This window comes from Ruegeria sp. BHSC276, assembly GCF_059612945.1.
Map to the genome: position 1 here is coordinate 624,268 of NZ_JBXWRP010000001.1, position 21,885 is coordinate 646,152.

The window sequence follows — 21,885 nt, forward strand, 5'->3', positions numbered from 1 at the left end:
AATTTCGAATGAATGATGTCAGTGCTTTTTGGGCGGTCGCGCTGCGGCGGGTCTGGGGGCTGGACGCCCGGCTCTCGCGGCTGGATGGCGAGTATGACCTGAATTTCCTAGTTCAGGCCACCAATGGGCAGGACTATGTTCTGAAGGTCATGCGGGCCGAATGCGACCCGCAGCTGGTGGATCTACAGATCACGGCGTTGGAGCATATCGCGGCCGAGGCCCCCGGGCTACCGTTTCCCAAGGTGATCCCCGGTCTGGACGGTAGCTTGTTGCCGCAGATCGACGACGACGCGGGACGGCCTCGGCTGGCGTGGCTGTTGGAGCGGCTGCCGGGCCGGTGCTATGCCAAGGCGGCGCCGAAAACCGAGGACCTGATCCTGAAACTGGGCCGGGTATTGGGGGCGACCGATCGGGCGCTGGAGCGGTTTTCGCATCCCGGCCTGGAGCGGCCGGATTTCAAATGGGACCTGACCCAGGCTGGCTGGATCGCTGACAAATTAGATGCGGTTGCCGACCCGGATCGTGCAGCCCTTCTGCGCGAGATTTGTACACAGTTCGATGCCGTCTCAAACATGCTGGCGACGCTGCCCCGGCAAGCCCTCCACAATGACGTGAATGACTACAACATCTTGGTCGAAGGAGAGCTGTCGGAGCGCCGGCAGGTTTCGGGCCTGATCGATCTGGGCGACATGTGCGCCGCGCCGCGGGTGTGCGAACTGGCGATCGCCGGGGCGTATGTGGTGCTGGATCACCCGCACCCCGAACGGGCACTGGCCGCGCTGGTGCGAGGCTATCACGCCGCAAACCGACTGCGCCCGCAGGAAGTGGACCTGATCTGGCCTCTGCTGCGGATGCGGCTGGCCGTGTCGGTCGTCAATTCCACGCTGATGGCCGCTGAAAACCCGGACGACCCGTATGTGACCATCAGCCAGGCACCGGCCTGGCGGTTCCTGGAGGATGGTTCGGTCAATGGCGAGCTGATGCCGGCGCGGCTGCGCGCGGCCTGCGGGCTGCCCGTCACCGACGGGGCCGAGCGCATTCACGCGTACCTGTCCGAACATCGTGGTCAGTTTGCGCAGCTGTTGGGACAGGATCTGTCGAACGTTCCGATGGGTTCGCTGTCGGTCGAAAACTCAACCTGGCCGCAGAACCCGTTTCACATGCCGCTGGACGAGGCCGCGCGGGTGGGCGCGGAATTCGGCGATGGGTTGTGGCTGGGCTATTACAACGAACCGCGCCTGATCTATGCCGAGCCGACGTTCCGCAAGGGTCCGTGGAAGGCGTCGGACCGGCGAACGGTACATCTGGCGGTGGATGTGTTTGCTCCCGCGGGGACGCCTTTGCTGGCGCCGCTGAGCGGTCGGGTCGAGGCGGTCGAGAACCGGGCGAACCATCTGGACTATGGCGGCGTGGTGATCCTGCATCACGAAACCCCCGAGGGTGACGCGTTCTATACGCTATATGGACATCTGGATCCCGAGGTCTGTGACCGCTTGAAACCCGGCGATCCGGTGGCGCAGGGGGCGGCGTTCGCCCGGCTGGGCGATGCTGGCCAGAACGGCGGCTGGGCGCCGCATGTGCATTTCCAGCTGGCCCTGACCACGGCCGGCATGCAGGCCGACTGGCCCGGTGTCGCTGACCCGGACGAGCTGGACCTGTGGCATGCGGTCTGCCCGAACCCGGCGGCCCTGCTGAACCTGCCGGACGAGAAGGTCTTCTATCGCCCGACCGACAAGGCCGAGATCCTGAACAAACGGCGGGCGCATTTCGGCGGCAACCTGAGCCTGACCTATGACGACCCGGTGATGCTGGTGCGTGGGTGGAAACATCACCTGTTCGACGAATGGGGGCGGCCCTATCTGGATGCCTACAACAACGTGCCGCATGTGGGACACGCGCATCCGCGCATTCAGGCCGTCGCGGTGGATCAGTTGAAGCGGATGAATTCGAACACCCGCTATCTGCACCCCGCGCAGGTGGAATTTGCCGACAAGCTGCTGTCGAAGCTGCCCGATCACCTGCAGGTGTGCTTCTTCGTCAACTCGGGCACCGAGGCCAACGAGCTGGCCCTGCGCCTTGCCCGGGCGCATAGCGGGGCCAAAGGTATGGTGACGCCCGATCACGGCTATCACGGCAACACCAATGCGGCGGTGGCCATTTCGGCCTACAAGTTCAACAAGCCCGGCGGCGTGGGTCAGGCCGATTGGGTCGAACTGGTCGAGGTGGCCGACGATTATCGCGGCCGGTTCAAACGCGACGACCCCGACCGCGCGCGCAAATATGCCGACCTTGTGGACGACGCGATTGCCGCCCTTCAGCGCAAGGGGCACGGGGTGGCCGGGTTCATCGCCGAGACCTTCCCCTCGGTTGGGGGGCAGATCATCCCGCCCAAGGGCTATCTTCCGGCGGTTTACGAAAAAATCCGCACCGCCGGCGGCGTATGCATCGCCGACGAGGTGCAGACAGGCCTAGGCCGGTTGGGCGAGTACTACTTCGGCTTCGAGCATCAGGGGGCGTCGCCCGACATCGTGGTTCTGGGCAAGCCCATCGGCAACGGCCACCCTCTGGGCGTGCTGGCCACCACGCGCGAGATCGCCGACAGTTTCGACAACGGGATCGAGTTCTTCTCGACCTTCGGCGGCTCGACCCTGTCCTGCCGGATCGGCAAAGAGGTGCTGGACATCGTCGATGACGAGGGCCTCCAGGAGAATGCCCGCGTGATGGGCGCACGGCTGATGGATGGTCTGCGCGCGATCGAGGCCGAGTTCGCTTGCGTAGGCGACGTGCGGGGCATGGGCCTGTTTCTTGGGGTCGAACTGATCAACCCCGACGGCTCGGAAGGCACCGAGATCTGCCGATACGTCAAGAACCGCATGCGGGACCACCGCATCCTGATCGGCAGCGAGGGGCCGAAGGACAACATTCTGAAGATCCGCCCGCCTCTGACCATCGAGGCCGAGGATGTGGACATGATCCTGTGGGCGCTGCGGTCTGTGTTGGCCGAGGTGGGCGACTATGCCCCTGCCCCGGTTTGTAACCACACCCATCACCATGAAGGGTGCGGCTGCTGCTAAGATACGCCCCGGCCGGATTCGGCCAGGCAGTTGACCGCGCTGTCAATGCAGCACGGCCGAGGGGATCTGATGGCCGGTGGACGGTAGCGGGAAGTCCGCAGTCATACGCCGCAGAGCCAGCCCGAACTGTTCGGACAGCGACGCCAGCGCGGGTGCGAAATCGGGGCGTACGATCAAGGCCGCCAGCATCATCGCATCCTCGCGCGCCCCTTCCGAGGCCGCGGCGATCATCTGCGCGAAACAGCTTTCGTCCGCGCCTAGACAGGCGCAACCCAACTCGTGCCGGATCAGGGGGCGGCGGCCGTGATGGGCGCACAGGCTGCACAGACGATCCAGCGCCAGCATAGCCAGCTGCCCATGATCGGCGCCCAGCGCGACGTCGAAATCATGCGCCGCGTCGGCACGGCCGGCGGCACCGTCACTCCACATCCGCAGATACATGACGGCGCCAGCCTCGATCGGAGTCAGATCCGCCAGCCGCCCGACCGGGGCGCCGCCCCGGGTGGATGCGCCGCTCATTTCGTCAAGATCAATTTGCCCGCGCGGGTGATGCGCAGGGTGTAAAGTTGGTCGCCCAGCTCGATATGGGCCAGGTTGCCGCCCTGGGTCAGATCCTCGGCCTTGTGGGCCGGCAGCATCGAAACGGCATAGGCTTGGGTCGGATTCGGGTTCTGCGCGTTCATCGGGTCATCTCCGGTTGTGTTCAGGCAAAGCGCCTTTTCCGTTCGGTTTTCATGGATTTGGCTGGCCCGGCGCCGGGTTGGCTATGCGTTTACGCTCTTAATCTGATAAAAATACTAAGGTATGTCAAGAGCCGGTTTTTCAACCGAACCGTTGCGCCCCATCGGCAGGCCCGCTAGGCCGGGGCGGATGACCGACGGAAGGGACAAGGATGACGGCGGCAATCGTGTTTGATCTGGACGGCACGCTGGTGGACAGCCTGGCCGACATCGCGGCGGCGGCAAACCGGATGCTGGCCGATCAGGGCCTTGCGCCCCTGCCCGAAGAAACGATCCGAGGATTCGTCGGCAATGGCCTGCCCAAGCTGGTAGAGCGGGTGATGGTCCATTGCGACATGGACATGAACAGGCACGGTAAACTGACCCAGGCGACCCTGCGCCACTATACAAACGCGTCCAGCTCACGGACGCGTTCCTATCCAGGGGTGCAAGAGGCGTTGGAAGCCCTACGGCAGGCGGGCATGTCCTTGGGTCTGTGCACCAACAAGCCCGAGGCACCGGCACGACACATTCTGCAGGCGCTGAATCTGGAGCCCTACTTCGACGCGGTGATCGGCGGTGACAGCTTGCCCGTGCGCAAGCCCGACCCCGATCATCTGAACGCCGCATTCGACGCTTTGGGCCAGCATCCGGTCAGAATATTCGTCGGCGACAGCGAGGTTGATGCGGAAACCGCGCAGAGGGCAAACGTGCCGTTTCTGCTGTTTTCCCGCGGCTACCGGAAATCGCCAGTCGCTCGGATCCCGCATCATTCCACGTTTGACGAATTTCTCGACCTGCCCCAACTGATCCAGTCGCAATTCACGGCGTAGTCCGAACAAGCCCAACCCTGGGGCACAATCAGATCGCGATCGTCAAGAATTTCGAGGGGCCGGCCGAGGGGGTAGGTGGCCAGCCCCTCGCGGGGAAAGTGGTAGGCCAAGTTCAACCTTGGTTAATCAGACACTAGCCCGGGCGCAGCCCCGCCGAAATTGGGGGTTTCCCGTAGTCCCGACATTTTTTTGACGATCCAAGGCGTTTTGATTGCGTTTGACGCGTCGATTCAGACTGTCCCGGCCGCTGCTTTATCTAAAAGCGCCTCGTACATGTGAGGATAGACGAACCGCGCGGCTGCACGGGCGATCACCAATTCTTCGTTGGTGGGAATCACCATGACTTGAACCCGCGACAAGGGCGTCGAAATTATCCGCGCATGCTCGGTATTGGCGTCATGGTCCAGTTCGATTCCCAGCCAGCCCATGTTGACGCAGATGCGTTCACGGACCAGCGCCGAATTTTCGCCGATCCCGCCGGTGAACACCACCGCATCCAGCCCGCCCAGAACTGCGGCCAGGGCACCCATCTCGCGCCGGGCGCGAAAGTTGAAATAGCTGATGGCGCGGCGCGCGGCCCCGGTATCCGCCTGCTCGAGCGTGCGCATGTCGTTGGACAGGCCGGACAGGCCAAGCAGACCCGACTTGCAATACAGCAACTCGGTGATTTCGTCCGCAGTCATGCCTTTCTGCTGCATCAGATACAGCACAACGCCCGGGTCAAGCTGACCGCAGCGGGTCCCCATGGGCAGGCCGTCCAGAGCCGTAAAGCCCATGCTGGACCCCACCGAACGCCCATGGATCAAGCCGCACATCGACGCGCCATTGCCCAGATGGGCCACGATCACCCGCCCCCCATGCAAAAGAGGCGCGGTCTTGGCCAGATGGTCTGCGATGTATTCATAGCTGAGCCCGTGGAACCCATAGCGCCGCACGCCCATGTCGTAATATTCGGTCGGCAGTGCAAAGGTATCGTTCACCCACGGATGGTGTCGGTGAAAGGCCGTGTCGAAACAGGCGACCTGAACTGCCTGGGGAAAACGCTCGATCGCGGCGCGCACCCCTTGCAGGTTGTAGGGTTGATGCAGCGGCGCGAAGGGCGCCAGATCTTCCAGCGCGCGCAGGCTGTCTGGTGTCAGCTGAATTGGGCGATCATGCTCTGGTCCGCCATGGACGATACGATGCCCGACGGCCACGATTTCGGCCTTTGGAAACCATTGGGTCAACAGATCCAGAACCCGGTTCATCGCCGCCATGTGATCCGCGATGGGCCCGACCTCGTCGCCTCCGAGGACCCGGCCATCCGATGTCTTGGCTGCGATGGTCGGCTCGGGGCTACCGATGCGCTCGACCGCGCCGGTGCAGATCGCCACCGGGTCATCCTTGTGCAGCGTGAACAGGCTGAATTTCAGCGAAGACGAGCCGGCGTTCAGGGTGACCACATGGCTCATGTGACAACGCCTCTGGTCCGGGCCGCATGCAGGGCGGCGATGGCGCATGATGCCAAACGGGCCTTGTCGTCGTCGGACCTGCTGTTGAGAATGATCGGCACCCGGGCACCCAAAACGACCCCGGCAGCCTTTCCGTTGGCGACATAGGCCAGTTGCTTGGCCAGCATGTTCCCCGCATCCAGATTGGGCACGACCAGGATCTCGGCCTGCCCGGCCACCGGCGACATGATGCCCTTGGTGCGGGCCGCGTCCAGGCTGACGGCGTTGTCCATGGCCAACGGCCCCTCGACCAGACCACCCGTGATCTGCCCGCGGTCCGCCATCTTCGACAGCAGCGCCGCGTCGACCGAGGATGGAATCGCAGGATTCACCGTCTCGACCGCCGAAAGCACGGCCACCTTGGGCGTCGCGAAGCCCAGCGACCTGGCAAGGTCGATTGCGTTCTGGGTGATGTCCACTTTGGTCTCCAGATCCGGCGCGATGTTGATCGCCGCATCGGTGATCAGGATCGGGTGCGGCTGGCCGGGCACATCCATGACGAAGACATGCGTGAAGCGCCTTCCAGCCCGCAGGCCGCGCTCGCGCCGAAGGGCCGCCCGCAACAGATCGTCGGTATGAAGATGACCTTTCATCAGCGCCCGGGCGCGGCCATCCGCCACCAGGTCAACAGCCAGGCTGGCCGCATGGGCATGCGAGGCGGCCTCGACGATCTCGACGCCGTTCAGCGTGACGCCAAGCTCTTGCGCGGCCGCACGGATCTTGGCCGGGTCGCCGACCAGAATGGGATGGATGATCGTTTCGCGCGCCGCCAGCATGGCCCCGCCCAACGAATTGGCGTCCTCGGGGGCGGCAACCGCCGTCGGAATGGGGTCGAGCGGCCGGGATTTCTGCACCAACGCATCGAAGTGACGGTGACGCAGAACGACAACTCTTGGCGTTTCGATCCCGTCGACCGGCACGGGGCGGTCCGGCGCGACCGCCACGACCTGGCCTGACAGGATCAAGGCGCCATCGCTCGGACGAGTCACGGCGACCTCCAGCAGCACCTCGCGGTTCGGGCGCTTTTCGGCCACGGTCGCTCGGGCCAGCAACGCGTCTCCTGCGGCGGCGGGCGTCGCCAGGTCGAAGGTGCAGAATTTCTGAACCGCACCCAAGCCGGGCAAAAGATTGCCCACGACCGCCGAAACCAGCCCGCCGACAAAGGCCGGAGGCGCAACCAGCTTGCCGCTTTCGGGCAAGGCGGAATGCAACGCGCCGTGATCGCCGCAGGCCGCGGCAAAAGCCAACAGATCGTCATCGCTGCACACGCGTTCGAGTTCGGCGGTCTCTCCGACCTGGATCTGGTCATAGGGCTTGGTGTCGTATCGCATCTGATGCTCTCTGCTCCGCCGGTCCGGTGTGAAATGCGGTGTAAGCCGCCGTCAAGGGCGCCCGCGGTGTTTCCGACCGGACCCTGAGGGAATGCGGTGGAAAAGTCCAACCTTTCCCGATCTACACCGCCCGACGCGCGTCGTCTTCCGGCAAACCGTCAGAATATCGGCAGAACCCGGCGGGCCATGGTCCGCCGCGGGCGGTTGGTTTCAGACCCGCGACTTTTCGAACGCGGCCCACGCCTGCTGAAAGGCTTCGAAATCGAAGCCCGGTTGGCAGGCTGCATCCAGAATGATGCGTTCGGTTTGAATCAAGCGCCCGATGGCGTCCTCCAGCCGGTCGATGACTTCGGCGGGCACGACCACCGCGCCGTGACGATCCGCATGCACCAAGTCGCCGGGCCGGACCGTCAGACCGAAAATGGAAACCGGCGTGTCGATCTCGCGGACGTGGACAAAGCCATGGCTGGGGCCAATCGATCCCGCAATCACTGGAAAGCCCGCCGGCAAGTCACCCAGATCGCGCATAACGCCGTTGGTCAACGCTCCTGACAGGCCGAACCCTTTGTGGACCGTGGTGTTGATTTCGCCCCAATAGGCGCCGATGCAATCGGGAAAGTCGAGGTCTTCGATCACCGCGACCGAAGGCGACGGGGCCGCTGCCATGTACTCATAATAGGCCATCCGGCGCTGGCGGATGACCTCGGGCGCCTCGGTCGGCGGATGCACCGCGGCGATTTTTGCGGTGCGGGCAAAGCCCACGACCGGCGGCTCGGTCGGGGCCGAACACACCATGGTGCCGCGCGTGAACCCGTCAAAGCCGCGCTTGCCCTGTGCGAACTCGATCGCGTTGCAGACGGTGGGGGTGTCGACCTGGCGCAGCAGGGTCAAAAGGGACGGTGTCATCATTCCTCCAGCCAGCGGCGCAGGGCCGCCGTTGTTTCGTCGGGTTGCTCGAGCGTCGGCAGATGCCCCGCGCCCTCGATCACCGACAGCGTGCCGTTGGGCAGCAGACCGTGCATCAGCTCGTGCCGCTCGACCGGGCATAACCCGTCCTGCCGCCCGCACAGAACCAGCGACGGTCCTGCGAAAGACCGCAGCGTCTCGGTCTGATCCGGGCGATCCATCAGGGCGCGGGACTGGCGCAGAAAGACGCCCGGACCAAGATCCATGGCCATCGCCATGCACAGATCGAGAATCGCGCCTTGACGCGGGCCATCGGCCAAATAGTTCGGTTTCATCTCGTCGCGCATCACGCGCCACAGCTCGCCCCGTTCGACCGCCGCCATCTGGGGGATGCGACGGGCCTTGACTTCGGGCCGTTCGGCCAGCGGGTTGGTGTCGAGCAGCGCCAACCGCGCGACCCGGTCCGGCGCCTGACGCAGGACCTCCATCGCGACGATGCCGCCCATGGACAGGCCGGCCAGCGCAAACCGTCCGGGGGTGCAGGCCAGCACATCGGCGGCCAGCGCCTCAACACTGTCATGGCCCGTCAGCGGCACGCTGATCAGCGGGGTTGTGCCCGACAGCGCCGCGATCTGCGGGGCGAACAGGCGCGCGTCGCACATCATGCCGGGCAGCAAAACCAGCGGGGTCATTTGACCAGCGCCGCCCCCTCGGCCAGGGCGGCCAGTTTGGCATAGGCGATCTGCGGATCGACGGCCCCGAACCCGGCGAAGGTGCCGAACCCGCAATCGCTGCCGGCGATCACGCGGTCGGCGCCCACGATCTCGGTGAAGCGGCGGATCCGCTGCGCGACCAGTTCGGGGTGTTCGACAAAATTGGTGGTGGTGTCCACGACCCCCGGCACCAGGATCTTGTCGTCGGGGATCTCGGCCCTGCGGTCACGAAACACGGTCCATTCATGGGCGTGGCGCGGGTTCGAGGTTTCGAACAGGACATAGCGGGACCTGGTCGCCATCAGCGTCGAGAACACCTTGTCCATGGCGATGTCGCAGCAATGCGGGCCTTCGTAGTTGCCCCAGCAGATATGCACGCGCACGCGGTCCTGTGGTACGTTCTGCAGGGCGTGGTTTAGCGCTTCGACATGCAGGTTGGCGACCTTGACGAACTCATCATCCGACAGGTCGGTGAACAGCATGTGGCGCGACAGGGCCAGGTCGGGGCAATCGAGCTGCAGATCTAGCCCGGCAGCCACGATGGTTTCGTATTCGTCCTTCATCGCATCGGCCAGCGCGGCCAGATATGCCTCGCGCGTGGGGTAATGCGCGTTCTGCAGGAACAGCGAGATCACGCCCGGCGAGGCTGCGTTCATGAACCCACGCTCGACCCCGTGCTGCGCCATGGCCGATTTCAGGTTGGCGATGTCCTTGTTCAGCTCATCCTGCCCCTTGGACCGCACCTCGCCCGTGCATTGCGGACGGGCGTATTGCGGGGTGCCGCCCTCATCCGCCAGCCGTTGCAGAAAGCTGGGGAACATCTTCAGGTCGGCGGGCGCGTTGCGCGGGCTGTCCCCGGAAAAGCCGGTGTAGCGATCCTTGACATAGGTCGCGTACGAGATCTTGGAGGTCTCGCCGTCGCTGACGATATCGACCCCGGCCTCGACCTGTTTTCGCACCGTTTCGGAAACGGCCCGGGTCATGCAGGCATCGAATGCGGCGGCATCATAGGGTTCGCCCCGTTCGCGGGCGAAGATGAAATCCACCACCTCCTGCGTGCGGGGCAACGAGCCCACATGGGTTGTCAGTATCCGTGTCATGCGGGCTCTCCTTTCGTTACTAGCCGGTCCAGGTTGCGCCGGCCGTATCATCGGTGGCCACGACGCGATACAGGCTGGCCTCGCCGGTCATCGACGGCTCAAGCGTATAGGCCTCGCCCGGGTTCAGCAGGCAGGTGTCGCCGGGATTCAGGATCGCCTCGGCCTCGTCGGTGCACAGCAGCCAGTGGCCGCGCACGGGCATCAGCACGGTGTGCTTCTCGGGCGTGACCTTCCCTGCCCCCAACGAACCACGGGTCAGGAATTCGACCTCGAAACCGGGGCGGTCCTTCAGTAAGGCATCGGGGCCGATCACCCTGGCCGGTGCCTTGGCGGCCAGCGCCATCAGGTCCCAGTAGCGGGCCACATAGTCGCGCACCACGTTCTGCACCGGAACCTCGGGGAAGGCCTTCAGCTCCTCTTCGGTCAACAGCGGCATGGGGTCGACGCCGTCGGGCAGGCTCTCGCCCTTCTTGGTGTCGTACAGCACCCCGTTTTCGCCCAGCACCAGACCATGGGCCGAGGCGTCCTGAATGACCTGCGGCGCCCAGGTTACGCCGCCGCCGGCATCGTCGCCCCCCAGGATGGCCATGATCATCCCGTAATCTGTGCCGATATTTTCAAAGCCGCGGAAGATACCGGTGGGAATGTTGAAGATGTCGCCTTCCTCCAGCACGACTTCGCCGGCGTCGCCCCAGCGGCCCCAGAAGAAGCGCCACCGCCCCTTGAGGACAAAGAACACCTCGGCGGTGGTATGGCTGTGCAGCGAGTTGCGGCATTTGGGCGGCTGGCCCGCGGCGCCGATGTTGAAGCCGGGCGTGTCGCGGATGTGGACATGCTGATCGGGGCTTTCCGAGACGCCGCCGCCGATTATGGTGAAATTCTCCTTCTGATCCGAGCCGGGCGTGTGGGCGTCGATGAAGGCGGTCTTGCAGGGCTTTAGTTCGCCATAGCGGACGATACGGGTTTCAAGCTGAGTCATTTTTGGGCTCCTGTGATTGGGTTGAACGATGGGAAGAGACTCCGTTCAACCCGGTGGCCGCAGGTTCAGACGCCGCGCCCGCAGCGAGGCGCGATGGGCATGGAACCGTCGCGCAGCCTGGCTGTGGTTCAGCCGGTATGGCCACGGTCTGAGCATCAGGCCTCGCCCGTCTGCAGCAGGATCTGCTTCCACACGGCGGTTTCATCGAACAGCGTGTATTCGCGGCGCAGCCTGGGTTGGCCGGTGATCAACGCGCCGAACTCGGCATGGCTGATGCCCAGCACATAGACCTGCGCCCCGGTCGGCGCGCCGAAAACGCCCCAGCCGTCATGCTTGCCCCACAGGCTCCAGCGGATCGCGGCGCGAGGCGGCATGTTGGGATCGTCGCGGCCGATCTGGTGCTCGATGCGGAACTCCGCATTGGGGAAACTGGCGCGCAGCCCCATCCAGAACCGGTCCACCGCATCCCAGCCGTGCCCCGTCAGGCCGCCGACATATTCGGACTGCACCGCGCGGTCGTATTCGGCCCCGATCACGCCCATGTCGGCGCCCATGATCCGGGTCAGGATGTCGGCATAGCGCTGGCCCCATTCGTTGTCGTTGCCACTGCCCGTGTAAGGGCCTGGCTGGTCGGTGTCGGGCGACAGGGGTTTGACGCAGTTCTGCGGCCCGCCCTCGCGCGCGATGAGGTCGGCAGCGTATTCCTTGGGGTCCCAACCCATCTGGCGCACGATCGCGCCCTGATCGCGGATCAGCCATTCATCGTTGATCTGATTGTCGATCGCGTGGCAGTCGGCCAGAATCCGATAGCGCAGCTTGGTCCCCGTGGCCTTGCCATAGACCCCGTCGCCCAGATGCGTGGCGGTCGAGATGATCCGGTGCGAGCTCAGCATGCCGTCCTCGGGCGTGCCCGACCAGATAACGTCCTCGCCCAGCAGCTGCCGGTCTGGAAACTCGGCCAGGGTCGCCATCGTAGCGCCGATGACGTTCTGGTTGCCCAGCACCACTGAGGCGGGCGACCGCACCACGATGTCGGGGCTGTAATAGTCGTGCAGCGTGGCGATGCCGCGGTCTTCCCAGATCTCCTTGGTGATGCCGATGATATAGTCAGGGAAATCCTTGAACTTGGGATCGAAGCCTTTCATGAGTCAGTCCTTTTGGGGGTCCACCCCTTGGGCAGCCGCGCCGAGGTCCGCACGACGAGAGGTCCGTCGATGGCAACCTTGCGGGGGGCGGCGTCCTTTGGGTTTTCAATGTGATCAAGCAAAGCGGTCACCGTTTCGGCCACCATCAGGTTGGCGCGCTGACGGATCGTGGTCAGGTTGTAGGCCGGCCAGCCAGCGGGCGGCACATCGTCGTAGCCGATGACCGAGACATCCTCGGGGATGCGCAGGCCCAGTTCGAACCGGATTACGTCCATCACCGCCAGCGCCATGTGGTCATTGGCCACGAACACGGCATCCGGGCGCGCCTCGGGCGCCACGTCGAACATGCGGCGGGCGGCTTGCCGGGCGTTTTCGGTGTGGAAATCGCCAGTGTCATGGGCAAACAGGCTTTGGCCGGCGGCGGCCAGCGCGGCGCGGAATCCCGCCTCGCGGTCGCGCTGGGTCGAAGCACCCTGCCAGCCCGCGATGTAGGCGATGCGCTGGTGCCCGCCCGCCAGTAGAAACTCGGCCACCTTGCGGCCGCCGGCATAGTTGTCCGAGGTCACGGTGGTGATGCCCTCGATATCCTGGCTGCGGTTGAACAGCACCACCGGAACGCCCGCCTGCTGGCAGCGGGTGGCGATATCCGACGACATCGGCACCGAGGCCAGAATGACCCCGTCCACCTGATAATCGAGGATCTCTTCCATCACGTCGTCGATGTTTCCGGCCGAGCGCGAGGCCATGAAGATCAGCACGTGATAGCCATGCTCTTGCAGGCGGTTCGACAGTTTCTCCAACGCCTCGGGATAGAAGTAGTTGTCCAGGTAGCCGACCACCAGGCCGATGATCCGGCTTTTGCCCGACACCATCGCCCGGGCCAGCACGTTGGGACGATAGCCCAGTTCGGCCGCCGCCTTGCGCACCTTTTCCTCGGTCTTCTTGCTGACCGAAGCGCCGGGCGTGAACACCCGGCTGACCGCCGACTGGCTGACGCCGGCCAGTTGCGCGACCTGAAGCGATGTGACCTTGTCAGCCATCAGTCTGCCGTCCATCCGCCGTCGATCAGCATCGACGTGCCGGTGACCAGCCCCGAGGCGTCGGACGCAAGATAGAGAACCGCGCCCATGATGTCCTCGACCTCGCCTACGCGGTTCAGCTTGATCTTGTCCATGATCCAGGCCGCGCGTTCGGGGTTGTCGAAGGTCGATTGCGTAAGCGGGGTTCGGATGAAGGTCGGGCAGACCGTGTTGATGCGGACGCCCTGCTTGCCCCATTCGATCGCCATCGCCTTGACCATGCCTTCCAGCCCGTGCTTGGTCGCGCAATACAGCGCCCGGTCGATGCCGCCGACATGGCCCATCTGACTGGAGATATGGATGATCGAACCAGGCCGCCCGGCCGCCATCAGCGCCTTTGCGGCATAGGCCGAAAGGAAATAGGCCGAGCGCAGATTGACACTCGTGACCGCGTCGAAATCCTCGGGCGTGGTTTCGACGGCTGGCCCGTGCCGCGCGGTCCCGGCCGAGTTCACCACCACGTCAAAGGCTTGCGCGGCGAACAGCGCCTGCAACGCGGTCAGGTCGCTCTGATCCAGCACCCGCCCCTCGGCCGACCAGCCCTGCGCCTGCAGGGCGGACACCGCTTCGTTCAGCCGCTCGGCCCCGCGCGCGGCGCAGACCACATGCGCGCCGGCCTCGGCCAGGGCGACAGCGCACCCCAATCCGATGCCCGAAGATGCGCCGGTGACCAACGCGGTCTTGCCGCTCAGCGAGAACGAAGGGGTGCGGGGCAGTTGGGTCATCAGCTCATTCCATCCGGGGTTTCAATGCGGCCCAGGTTCCGGGCCTTGTTGAATTCCCGCAGGCGGGCAAAGACGTCAACGCCAAGCTGCGCATAGGCGTCCAGAAGATCGACCAGAACCCAGTTTTCGCGGATCCGTCCGTTCTCCAGCCGCCAGAAATCGAGGCTGCGCATGGTGATCCGCTTGCCCGAAGGCGCGATGCCCATCCACCCGTCATGGGTGACGGTCTGGATCATGTTGGGCCAGCCCGTCACTGCCGCATAGTCGCCATCGCCGAAGAAATGATAGGTGATGTCGTCGACATATTGCCCGCGATCCGGCATTCCGTTCAGGAACGGGATCTGGTGCCAATTACGGAACCCGGCATAGCCGCGCCCGGTGCCGATGCCCGAAGGCCCGTACCAGTTCATGCGCGGATGCCAGAACCGCTCCATCTCCATCACCTCGGGCCCGCCCTGTGAGGGGTGCTTTTTCAGATGTTCCAGCATGTCGATGATGTGTTGGCAGGTGGCGCGGCCCTTGTCGGTGTCGTAGGGCCCCGGCACCAGACCGTCCTGCGTGGCCGGGCCGGGCACATGCCATTCGCGTCCCAGGCTGGGCGCCATCGGCCATGCGCGGGCCTGCATCATTACCTCGGGGATGTCCCACAGGGCCTGCATTTCGACGATCCGGCCGTTCTCGAACCGGTAGAACTCGTGAAACCGCATGGTCACCTGATGGCCGGTGGGCGGGATGTCCAGCCATGGACCGGTGAAGGTTCCGGTATAGTAGCCGCCGCAGCCGACCCAGTCGGCGCCAAACTCGTCCGGTCCGGCCATCACGATATAGTCGCGCCGCTCGAGGTCCGGCCAGGCATCCAGCAGGCCCTTGTAGGCCAGATCGTAGAACGCCTCGCTGCCGGTGCTGTCACCGAAAGGATGGCACAGGCGGAACAGGGCGTCGGGCGCGCTCACCTGCGCCAGCGCGTCCCGCACACCGGCTTCGTCGAAATCATACATCGCCGCCCGAAGCGGCGCGATCAGCGCCTTGTGCTGCGTATGCTTGTCACTCATTCGGCGGCATCCCGGTATGGGGCCGGTGCGCCATACGGCACGTTGATGCCGCCATAGCGGCGCACCCGTACGTTACATTGTTCGGCATGGCCCACGAACCCTTCCAGCAGACACAGGCGCGAGCCGTACTCGCCGATCAGGGTTGCCGCCTCGTCGGTCAGGATTTTCTGATAGCTGTGGGTCTTCAGGAATTTGCCAACCCACAAGCCGCCGGTATAACGCCCGGCCTTCTTGGTCGGCAGAGTGTGGTTGGTGCCGATCACCTTGTCACCGTTCGACACGTTGGTACGCGGCCCCAGGAACAGCGCGCCATAGCAGGTCATGTTGTCCAGGAACCAGTCATCGCGATCGGTCATCACCTGAACATGCTCCGAGGCGATCTCGTCGGCGACCTGCAGCATCTCGTCATAGCTGTCGCACAGGATCACCTCGCCATAATCCTGCCAGCTGACCCGCGCGGTGTCAGCCGTCGGCAGGATGCCCAGCAGGCGGTCGATCTCGGACAGCGTCTCCTCGGCCAGCTTGCGCGAGTTGGTGACCAAAACCGCGGGCGAGTTGTAGCCGTGTTCGGCCTGCCCCAGCAGGTCAGTGGCGCAGATCTCGGCATCGACGGTTTCGTCGGCGATCACCATGGTCTCGGTCGGGCCGGCGAACAGGTCGATGCCGACGCGGCCGAACAGCTGGCGCTTGGCCTCGGCCACGAAGGCGTTGCCGGGGCCGACCAGCATGTGCACCGGGTCGATCGTTTCGGTACCCAGCGCCATCGCGCCGATCGCCTGAATACCGCCCATGACATAGATCTCGTGCGCGCCGCCCAGATGCATGGCGGCGATCACCGCCGGATTCGGCTTGCCCTGGAACGGAGGGGTGCAGGCGATGATGCGCGGCACACCCGCAACGCTGGCCGTGGCCACTGACATATGAGCCGAAGCCACCATCGGGAACTTGCCGCCGGGCACATAGCACCCGACCGACTGCACGGGGATGTTCTTGTGGCCCAGGATCACGCCCGGCAGGGTCTCGACCTCGATATCTGTCATCGAGGCGCGTTGCGCGCGGGCAAAGTTCATCACCTGCTCCTGCGCGAACTTGATGTCGGCCAGCTCACGGTCTGACAGCTGAGCGATCAGGTCGTCGATCTCCTGTTGCGACAGGCGGAACGAGGCGGGCGAATAGTTGTCGAACTTCTCGCTCAGCTCGCGTACGGCGGCGTCGCCACGGGTTTCGATATCCTTCAGGGTTGCCTCGACCACGGCGCGGGTCTTGGCGTCATCCTCGGCCCGGTCTGCGTCGGACTTGCCGCGTTTGAGATACTCGATTGCCATTGTCTTGATCCTCAGTTGTCGGGACGGGGCGGAATTTTCTCGCCCCGGTCATATGCTTCCCAGCCGTGGCCCTGGAAGAGGTCGACGCCCAGCTGCGCGGCGACATGGGCGAAGTCGACGTTCACCCAATTGTCGACGATCTTGCCGTCGACCACTTTCCAGAAATCCATGTAGCGGATCTCGACCCGCTTGCCGGTGGGCGGAATGCCCAGAAATTCACCCGAATGGGTCGCCTCCTGCCGGCCAAAGGCCGCGGCCCATTCGCCCATGTAGAGCCGCGCCTCGTCGATGCAGACCTTGTCGGAAAACGCGGCCTGGAAGGGGCGCTGCCAGTTGTCCTGAAACTCTTGCAGACCGTTCTTCGTGCCGCAGCCTTGGTTGCCCATCCAGCGGAACCCTTCGGCGAAGAACTCGCCAATGTCGTTGATGCGGTGGTCATTCAGGCCGTCGACCATGGCTTCGATCACGCGGCGCGTGTCTTCGGTCTTGGTCAGGTCGGTGTCGCGGGTCAGAACCGCTTGTTCAGGTCGGGAACCTTTCATCGTCTTGTCCTTGTCAGATTGTCAGGGATTGGGGATCGGGGGAGCATGCCCCCAAACCCGGGAAAATCCCTTGGCAACCTGTTTAGCGCCGGGTGGCGCGTCAGGGCGTTATGGCGGAACCGGCGGCTCATCAGCCCTTGACCGCGCCGGCGGTCAGTCCGCTGACGATCTGGCGCTGGAAGATCATGACCAGGAAGAAGAGCGGCGCGGTGATCGACACGGCGGCGGCCACGGCGACGACCTGGTCGGTGGTGGTGGTTTCGCGGTTGAACATGCCGGCGATGGCGGGAACCATGGTCTGGTTCTGCGCGTCCAGCAGCAGCGAGGTCACCAGAAAGTCGTTGTAGGCCAGCAGGAAGCTGAACAGCCCGGTGGTGATGACGCCCGGCCACATCACGGGCATGATCACCCGGCGGAAGGCCTGGAAGTGGTTGCAGCCATCCACGCGCGCGGCTTCGTCCAGCTCGGCCGGGATGTTCTGGAAGAACGACCGCAGCATCCAGATGGTAAAGGGCTGGTTGATCGCCACCAGAACCGCGATCACGGCAAAGGGCTTGCCGTACAGCGTGGGCGCGTTTTCCCCCAGGATCGGGCGCAGCCATTCGGCCGAGTTGATGAAGACCGGCAGATAGCCCGCCACCAGAACAGAGTGCGGCAGCGCGCGGAACACCAACGCGACGATCAGGATCCAGAACGCAAGCGTCGAGCCGGACCGCGCCAGCCCATAGCCCGCCAGCGTGCCCACTGTCAGCGACACGGTCACGACGCCCGCGGTAACGATCAGCGAGTTCTTGAAGTTGTTGGAAAAGCCGCGGTCGATCCAAACGGTCTTGTAGTGCTCGGTCGTCAGGCCCAACACGTCGCGCCCCAGCGGGCCGAACAGTGGGTTCAGCACGTTCAGAATGGCCGGCAGAACAATGAAGAACACCAGCAGAAAACCCAGCACCAGAACCAGCCCGCCGATGATCCAGCCGAACCAGGCCTGCCCTGGCCGCGTGTAGGACTTCACCATTTCGGGCAGGGTCTTGGTGGCCAGGCGCGCGGTGGCCCACAGCACTGCGATGCCCATCAGGATATCGAGGATCGAGATCCCCTTTCCGGTCTCGAGCGTAGCCGGACCGAAGATCACGTTCAGCGCATTGCCGTCGAATGCGTCCACCGGCGACTTGAAGCTCATCACCGTGATCCAGAAGATCGGGAAGGCCGCCACCAGGCACCAGAAGGCCAGGAAGAAATTCGATGTCAGCCGCAGACCGAGCGGTTGGCGAAGCGCGCTTGAGGACATGTCAGTGGCCTCCCTTATGGTCGCGCCATGTCCGGCGCAGCGGTGCGATGAGAAGGATGACGATTCCGACCATGGTCAGCATGGCGCTGGCCGAGGCCCGGCTGATCGAACGGTTGCCCGCCTGATCCGGCACGAGGAAGTCATAGGTCAGCCATTGCAGCGAGATGACGTAGCCTTGGCTCGAGAAGCCGACGATTTCTTCGAACACCCGGTATGCGTCCATCAGATGAATCATCGACACGAAGATGATCAGCGGCATCAGGTGCGGGATGACGATGTATTTCAGGCGCTGCCAGCGGCTTGCGCCGTCGATAACTGCGCTTTCAAGGCTGTCCTGGTTCACGGTCTGAAGACCGGCATAGAACACGATCGCGGCAAAGGGCGCGACATGCCAGACGCGGTACAGCATCATCAGCAACTCGATCGTCCAGGCCTGCGCAAACAGGGCGATGTCGCGGTTCAGCCACCATTCCAGCATGGCCGTCAGGATGCCGTCACCGCGAAACAGCCAGTTGATCGACAGGGCACCGATGACCGGCGTGATGATAAAAGGCAGGAGCGACACGAAGATCACCGGCCCCCGGATCGCCTGCGCGGCGTTGTTGATGACGATGGCGATGGCCAAACCGAACCCGATCACCAGCGGCAGGGTGATCAACGTGAAGGTCAGCGTAAAGCGCAGCGCCTTCCAGAAATTGATGGTGGACAGCACGCTCCAGCTGCCTTCGCTGATCGCGCGCCAGGCCCGTTCGGGCTCCAGCACGTTGCGATAGCTTTCCAGCCCGACAAACTGGGTCTGCGTGATGATCTCGCCGTGTTCATCAAGTTTCGGAATAGACTTTTCTTCGGTCACGCAGGTCTGCGTCAGGAAGCCGGGCGTGCAGGTCTCGACCTCGACCGTCTCGTAGATGGGCTGGGTGACATAGAAACTCTGCTTGAACACGCTGACCAGCGGGAACGCGATGAAGAGAAGCATCATAAAGACAGAGGGGCCGACAAAGGCGGCAAATGTCCGGAAATTCATGGCTCTGCCTTTCTCATGGTTCTCGGTGGTGGAAGATGCGGGAGGAGGTCGGCCCCCTCCCGCGTGCGGATCAGTTGCCGACCAGACCTGCTTCTTTTGCGGCGGTCAGATAGTCGGCTTCGATGTCGGCCAGGGTGGTCTGGGCGTCCTTGGCACCGGTCAGATAGTCGGCCAGTCCATTGCCCAGCGCGGTGTGCATGATGCCCATCGGCCCCGACGCCGGGTAGGGCTTGGCGCCTGCTTCGGCCGAGGCGGCAGCACCCGCGGCCAGTTCACCGGGCGTGTAGGCCGGGTTCAGCCAGACTGCGACGTCATTGTTGGCCTGCACCATTTCCGCGTCGATGCCTTCCATCATCACGCGGAAGGCGGCGTCGGCTTCCTCGTCGCTCATGTTCTTGGCCAGAACCATGCCGTCCCACCAGATCGTGGTCGCCGGAGCCGCCGACCCCAACGGAGCCGCCGCCATCGTCACCTTGCCGACCACTTGGCTTTCGGCCTCGTCGTTCATTGCGGCCGCGCGGCTGGCCCACAGGTTGGCCATGGCGATCTTGCCCTGCTGGAACTGCTGCTGAACGTATGTCGAATCCGAGACCAGGTATTCCGGGTCCATATATGCCGTCATCGCCTTGAGCGTTTCCAGCGCGCGAACCCCCTGTTCGTTGTTGATCGCGGGCATGTTGCCTTCGGCAAAGAACTCGCCGCCCTCGCCCAGATACATGTTCACGAATTCCTGACCCAGGTTCCAGCCGGTCTTGAACGTGCCGCCCAGCGGATACTCGACCACGCCGGCTTCCTTGATCTTTTCCGCCGCGGCCAGCACGTCGGCATAGGTCTTGGGCTCGGCAATGCCCAGATCGGCCAGAATGTCGCTGCGGTACATCAGGTGCTGGGCGTTCACCATCATGGCGATGGCCATGGTCTGGCCGTCCACCTTGATCAACTGGTTCGGCAGCAGGTCCTGGCCGTATTTGGCAACCAGATCATCCAGCGGACGAATGGTGCCCGCGTTCAGCAGCGGTACCAGCGTGGCGTTCGACACGCCGCCGATCTGGTACAGCGCCGGGTTGGCCGCAAAGGCTTCGGGTTGCTTCTCGCGGAATTCCTGATCCAGCGAGGCGCTGAAATTGCCGCATTCGGCCATGGCGTCGGTAGCGGCCTTCCAGGCCTCGAACCCGGCCGAAAGCGATTTAAGCGGAACGGTGTTTTCGAACGAACAGGCGGCCCAAGCGGCGCCCGAGGCCACCGACATCGCGCCGGCCAGTATGAGTGTCTTGAGTTTCATGCGTTTCTCCCTGTCAGGATCGGTCCGTCGTCGACGTCCGGACCGGTGGTTTGCCCTTGCGGGCTGTTGCGGGGTCAATCCCCGATCCGCGCACCGCTTCCAGCTTCGAAGAGATGACAGATTTCGGTTGGCACCGAGAACGAGACGGAATCGCCGATCTCGGCGCGGAAAGACTTGTCGGCCTTGACCGAGACCAGCGCGCCGCCGACCCGGACCGAGATCATCGTGGCGTCGCCCAAAAGCTCAAGCGTATAGATCGGGGCCGTGATCTGACCCTGCTCTGAGGCAAGAGCGGCGTCCTCGGCCCGGAACCCAAGCGTCAACGGCCCGTCGGGGGCATCTATTCCGGGGATGTCCACGTGCTGCGCGCGGAACACGCCACCTTCGACGCGGCCCTCGATCAGGTTCATGGCGGGTGAGCCGATGAAGCTGGCCACGAAGGTGTTGGCGGGGCGGTCATAGATGTCGGTCGGGCTGCCGACCTGTTGCACGATCCCCTTCTTCATCACCACGACACGGTCGGCCAGGGTCATCGCCTCGATCTGATCGTGGGTGACGTAGATCGTGGTAACGGCCAGTTCGTGGCTGAGGTTCTTGATCTGCGCCCGCGTCGATACCCGCAGCTTGGCATCCAGGTTCGACAGCGGCTCATCCATCAGGAACACGTTCGGTTCGCGCACGATCGCGCGGGCCAGAGCGACCCGCTGGCGCTGACCGCCCGACAGCTCGGCCGGTTTGCGATGCAGAAAGTCGTCCAATTCGACCATCGCGCTGGCGCGGCGCACTTTCTCGTCATGGGTCGCGGGGTCGATGCCGCGAACCTTCAGCGGAAAGCGGATGTTTTCATAGACGTTCATGTTGGGGTACAGGGCATAGCTCTGGAACACCATCGCCACGTCGCGGTCCTTGGGTTCCAGATCGTTGACCACCTTGCCGTCGATCAGGATCTCGCCCTCGGTCACGTCCTCGAGCCCCGCGATCATGCGCATCGTGGTGGTCTTGCCGCATCCGGACGGCCCCAACAGCACAAGGAATTCGCGGTCGGCGATGGTCAGATCGAAATTGTGGACCCCCACGAACGACCCCCAGCGCTTGCCGACGTTGCGCAGTTGAATTTCCGCCATGGTGCCTCCCGGGAAGGAATCGTTTTGCATACGTTTGCAAAAGAGTAATCCAGCCACATCAATTCTGGCAAGACAATTTTGCAAACGTATGCAAAACTGTCCGAAGCAGGTGATTCACACACTCCTGACCTAAATCGCAACCCTCTGCCAGGAAACG

The 21,885-nt window shown here is 63.9% G+C and carries 20 protein-coding genes; 2 read left to right on the forward strand and 18 right to left on the reverse strand.

The window, feature by feature from the left end; genetic code table 11:
• The first annotated feature begins 8 nt into the window (after positions 1-8).
• Positions 9-3,074, forward strand: a complete 3,066-nt coding sequence (locus AC2FMD_RS03085; protein WP_496794640.1) for an aminotransferase class III-fold pyridoxal phosphate-dependent enzyme — start codon at positions 9-11, stop codon at positions 3,072-3,074.
• Positions 3,075-3,116: 42 nt separating this feature from the next.
• On the opposite strand, the gene AC2FMD_RS03090 is transcribed toward AC2FMD_RS03085, so the two are convergent.
• Both AC2FMD_RS03090 and hemP read right to left on the reverse strand, forming a co-directional pair.
• Positions 3,117-3,593: a hypothetical protein gene (locus AC2FMD_RS03090; protein ID WP_496742883.1), complete on the reverse strand. Its 477-nt coding sequence runs from the start codon at positions 3,591-3,593 to the stop codon at positions 3,117-3,119.
• The gene (gene hemP / locus AC2FMD_RS03095; RefSeq protein WP_005978533.1) at positions 3,590-3,757 is read right to left on the reverse strand and encodes a hemin uptake protein HemP; all 168 of its coding nucleotides are present in this window, start codon (positions 3,755-3,757) and stop codon (positions 3,590-3,592) included. Before hemP ends, AC2FMD_RS03090 begins: the two co-directional genes overlap by 4 nt.
• Before the next feature lie 209 nt (positions 3,758-3,966).
• Between hemP and gph the strand changes: the two genes are divergently transcribed.
• Entirely contained in the window at positions 3,967-4,626 is a 660-nt protein-coding gene (gene gph / locus AC2FMD_RS03100; protein ID WP_496711548.1) for a phosphoglycolate phosphatase, read from the forward strand.
• Between the two features lie 230 nt (positions 4,627-4,856).
• On the opposite strand, the gene AC2FMD_RS03105 is transcribed toward gph, so the two are convergent.
• From AC2FMD_RS03105 to AC2FMD_RS03180, 16 genes are all read right to left on the reverse strand, one after another.
• Complete coding sequence (locus tag AC2FMD_RS03105; RefSeq protein WP_496742882.1) at positions 4,857-6,077, reverse strand: acetate/propionate family kinase; 1,221 nt, start codon at positions 6,075-6,077, stop codon at positions 4,857-4,859.
• Positions 6,074-7,447, reverse strand: coding sequence for a bifunctional enoyl-CoA hydratase/phosphate acetyltransferase (locus AC2FMD_RS03110; protein ID WP_496742880.1), 1,374 nt, complete (start codon positions 7,445-7,447; stop codon positions 6,074-6,076). Before AC2FMD_RS03110 ends, AC2FMD_RS03105 begins: the two co-directional genes overlap by 4 nt.
• 210 nt (positions 7,448-7,657) lie before the next feature.
• A complete protein-coding gene (locus tag AC2FMD_RS03115) occupies positions 7,658-8,353 on the reverse strand; it encodes an RraA family protein (protein WP_496742878.1) in 696 nt (231 codons plus the stop codon).
• Complete coding sequence (locus AC2FMD_RS03120; RefSeq protein WP_496742877.1) at positions 8,353-9,045, reverse strand: alpha/beta fold hydrolase; 693 nt, start codon at positions 9,043-9,045, stop codon at positions 8,353-8,355. Before AC2FMD_RS03120 ends, AC2FMD_RS03115 begins: the two co-directional genes overlap by 1 nt.
• The gene (locus tag AC2FMD_RS03125; protein ID WP_496711553.1) at positions 9,042-10,166 is read right to left on the reverse strand and encodes a cobalamin-independent methionine synthase II family protein; all 1,125 of its coding nucleotides are present in this window, start codon (positions 10,164-10,166) and stop codon (positions 9,042-9,044) included. The genes AC2FMD_RS03120 and AC2FMD_RS03125 overlap by 4 nt, the downstream gene beginning before the upstream one ends.
• Positions 10,167-10,185: 19 nt before the next feature.
• The gene (locus AC2FMD_RS03130; protein ID WP_496742875.1) at positions 10,186-11,145 is read right to left on the reverse strand and encodes a cupin domain-containing protein; all 960 of its coding nucleotides are present in this window, start codon (positions 11,143-11,145) and stop codon (positions 10,186-10,188) included.
• A 155-nt stretch (positions 11,146-11,300) separates the two neighbouring features.
• Entirely contained in the window at positions 11,301-12,290 is a 990-nt protein-coding gene (locus tag AC2FMD_RS03135) for a nuclear transport factor 2 family protein (protein WP_496742873.1), read from the reverse strand.
• Positions 12,287-13,330, reverse strand: a complete 1,044-nt coding sequence (locus AC2FMD_RS03140; protein WP_496679113.1) for a LacI family DNA-binding transcriptional regulator — start codon at positions 13,328-13,330, stop codon at positions 12,287-12,289. The genes AC2FMD_RS03135 and AC2FMD_RS03140 overlap by 4 nt, the downstream gene beginning before the upstream one ends.
• Complete coding sequence (locus tag AC2FMD_RS03145; RefSeq protein ID WP_496686721.1) at positions 13,330-14,094, reverse strand: SDR family NAD(P)-dependent oxidoreductase; 765 nt, start codon at positions 14,092-14,094, stop codon at positions 13,330-13,332. Before AC2FMD_RS03145 ends, AC2FMD_RS03140 begins: the two co-directional genes overlap by 1 nt.
• A complete protein-coding gene (locus AC2FMD_RS03150; RefSeq protein ID WP_496686719.1) occupies positions 14,094-15,146 on the reverse strand; it encodes an ester cyclase in 1,053 nt (350 codons plus the stop codon). Before AC2FMD_RS03150 ends, AC2FMD_RS03145 begins: the two co-directional genes overlap by 1 nt.
• Positions 15,143-16,471: a histidinol dehydrogenase gene (gene hisD / locus AC2FMD_RS03155; RefSeq protein WP_170361379.1), complete on the reverse strand. Its 1,329-nt coding sequence runs from the start codon at positions 16,469-16,471 to the stop codon at positions 15,143-15,145. Before hisD ends, AC2FMD_RS03150 begins: the two co-directional genes overlap by 4 nt.
• Positions 16,472-16,482: 11 nt before the next feature.
• Positions 16,483-17,013 carry an ester cyclase gene (locus AC2FMD_RS03160; protein ID WP_496679119.1) on the reverse strand — a complete coding sequence of 177 codons (531 nt, stop codon included), beginning with the start codon at positions 17,011-17,013 and terminating at the stop codon, positions 16,483-16,485.
• Between the two features lie 130 nt (positions 17,014-17,143).
• Positions 17,144-18,298: a carbohydrate ABC transporter permease gene (locus AC2FMD_RS03165; protein ID WP_496679123.1), complete on the reverse strand. Its 1,155-nt coding sequence runs from the start codon at positions 18,296-18,298 to the stop codon at positions 17,144-17,146.
• Between the two features lies 1 nt (position 18,299).
• A complete protein-coding gene (locus tag AC2FMD_RS03170) occupies positions 18,300-19,322 on the reverse strand; it encodes a carbohydrate ABC transporter permease (protein WP_149774998.1) in 1,023 nt (340 codons plus the stop codon).
• A gap of 70 nt (positions 19,323-19,392) precedes the next feature.
• Positions 19,393-20,604: an ABC transporter substrate-binding protein gene (locus AC2FMD_RS03175; RefSeq protein ID WP_496679128.1), complete on the reverse strand. Its 1,212-nt coding sequence runs from the start codon at positions 20,602-20,604 to the stop codon at positions 19,393-19,395.
• Positions 20,605-20,678: 74 nt separating this feature from the next.
• Entirely contained in the window at positions 20,679-21,728 is a 1,050-nt protein-coding gene (locus AC2FMD_RS03180) for an ABC transporter ATP-binding protein (RefSeq protein ID WP_496794641.1), read from the reverse strand.
• Positions 21,729-21,885: the final 157 nt, after the last annotated feature.

What these genes read in the sequence shown, in the direction of transcription:
- AC2FMD_RS03085 (WP_496794640.1), top strand. Translation starts at nt 9, where the DNA reads ATGAATGATGTCAGTGCTTTTTGGGCGGTCGCGCTGCGGCGGGTCTGG.
- AC2FMD_RS03090 (WP_496742883.1), bottom strand. Translation starts at nt 3,593, where the DNA reads ATGAGCGGCGCATCCACCCGGGGCGGCGCCCCGGTCGGGCGGCTGGCG.
- hemP (WP_005978533.1), bottom strand. Translation starts at nt 3,757, where the DNA reads ATGAACGCGCAGAACCCGAATCCGACCCAAGCCTATGCCGTTTCGATG.
- gph (WP_496711548.1), top strand. Translation starts at nt 3,967, where the DNA reads ATGACGGCGGCAATCGTGTTTGATCTGGACGGCACGCTGGTGGACAGC.
- AC2FMD_RS03105 (WP_496742882.1), bottom strand. Translation starts at nt 6,077, where the DNA reads ATGAGCCATGTGGTCACCCTGAACGCCGGCTCGTCTTCGCTGAAATTC.
- AC2FMD_RS03110 (WP_496742880.1), bottom strand. Translation starts at nt 7,447, where the DNA reads ATGCGATACGACACCAAGCCCTATGACCAGATCCAGGTCGGAGAGACC.
- AC2FMD_RS03115 (WP_496742878.1), bottom strand. Translation starts at nt 8,353, where the DNA reads ATGACACCGTCCCTTTTGACCCTGCTGCGCCAGGTCGACACCCCCACC.
- AC2FMD_RS03120 (WP_496742877.1), bottom strand. Translation starts at nt 9,045, where the DNA reads ATGACCCCGCTGGTTTTGCTGCCCGGCATGATGTGCGACGCGCGCCTG.
- AC2FMD_RS03125 (WP_496711553.1), bottom strand. Translation starts at nt 10,166, where the DNA reads ATGACACGGATACTGACAACCCATGTGGGCTCGTTGCCCCGCACGCAG.
- AC2FMD_RS03130 (WP_496742875.1), bottom strand. Translation starts at nt 11,145, where the DNA reads ATGACTCAGCTTGAAACCCGTATCGTCCGCTATGGCGAACTAAAGCCC.
- AC2FMD_RS03135 (WP_496742873.1), bottom strand. Translation starts at nt 12,290, where the DNA reads ATGAAAGGCTTCGATCCCAAGTTCAAGGATTTCCCTGACTATATCATC.
- AC2FMD_RS03140 (WP_496679113.1), bottom strand. Translation starts at nt 13,330, where the DNA reads ATGGCTGACAAGGTCACATCGCTTCAGGTCGCGCAACTGGCCGGCGTC.
- AC2FMD_RS03145 (WP_496686721.1), bottom strand. Translation starts at nt 14,094, where the DNA reads ATGACCCAACTGCCCCGCACCCCTTCGTTCTCGCTGAGCGGCAAGACC.
- AC2FMD_RS03150 (WP_496686719.1), bottom strand. Translation starts at nt 15,146, where the DNA reads ATGAGTGACAAGCATACGCAGCACAAGGCGCTGATCGCGCCGCTTCGG.
- hisD (WP_170361379.1), bottom strand. Translation starts at nt 16,471, where the DNA reads ATGGCAATCGAGTATCTCAAACGCGGCAAGTCCGACGCAGACCGGGCC.
- AC2FMD_RS03160 (WP_496679119.1), bottom strand. Translation starts at nt 17,013, where the DNA reads ATGAAAGGTTCCCGACCTGAACAAGCGGTTCTGACCCGCGACACCGAC.
- AC2FMD_RS03165 (WP_496679123.1), bottom strand. Translation starts at nt 18,298, where the DNA reads ATGTCCTCAAGCGCGCTTCGCCAACCGCTCGGTCTGCGGCTGACATCG.
- AC2FMD_RS03170 (WP_149774998.1), bottom strand. Translation starts at nt 19,322, where the DNA reads ATGAATTTCCGGACATTTGCCGCCTTTGTCGGCCCCTCTGTCTTTATG.
- AC2FMD_RS03175 (WP_496679128.1), bottom strand. Translation starts at nt 20,604, where the DNA reads ATGAAACTCAAGACACTCATACTGGCCGGCGCGATGTCGGTGGCCTCG.
- AC2FMD_RS03180 (WP_496794641.1), bottom strand. Translation starts at nt 21,728, where the DNA reads ATGGCGGAAATTCAACTGCGCAACGTCGGCAAGCGCTGGGGGTCGTTC.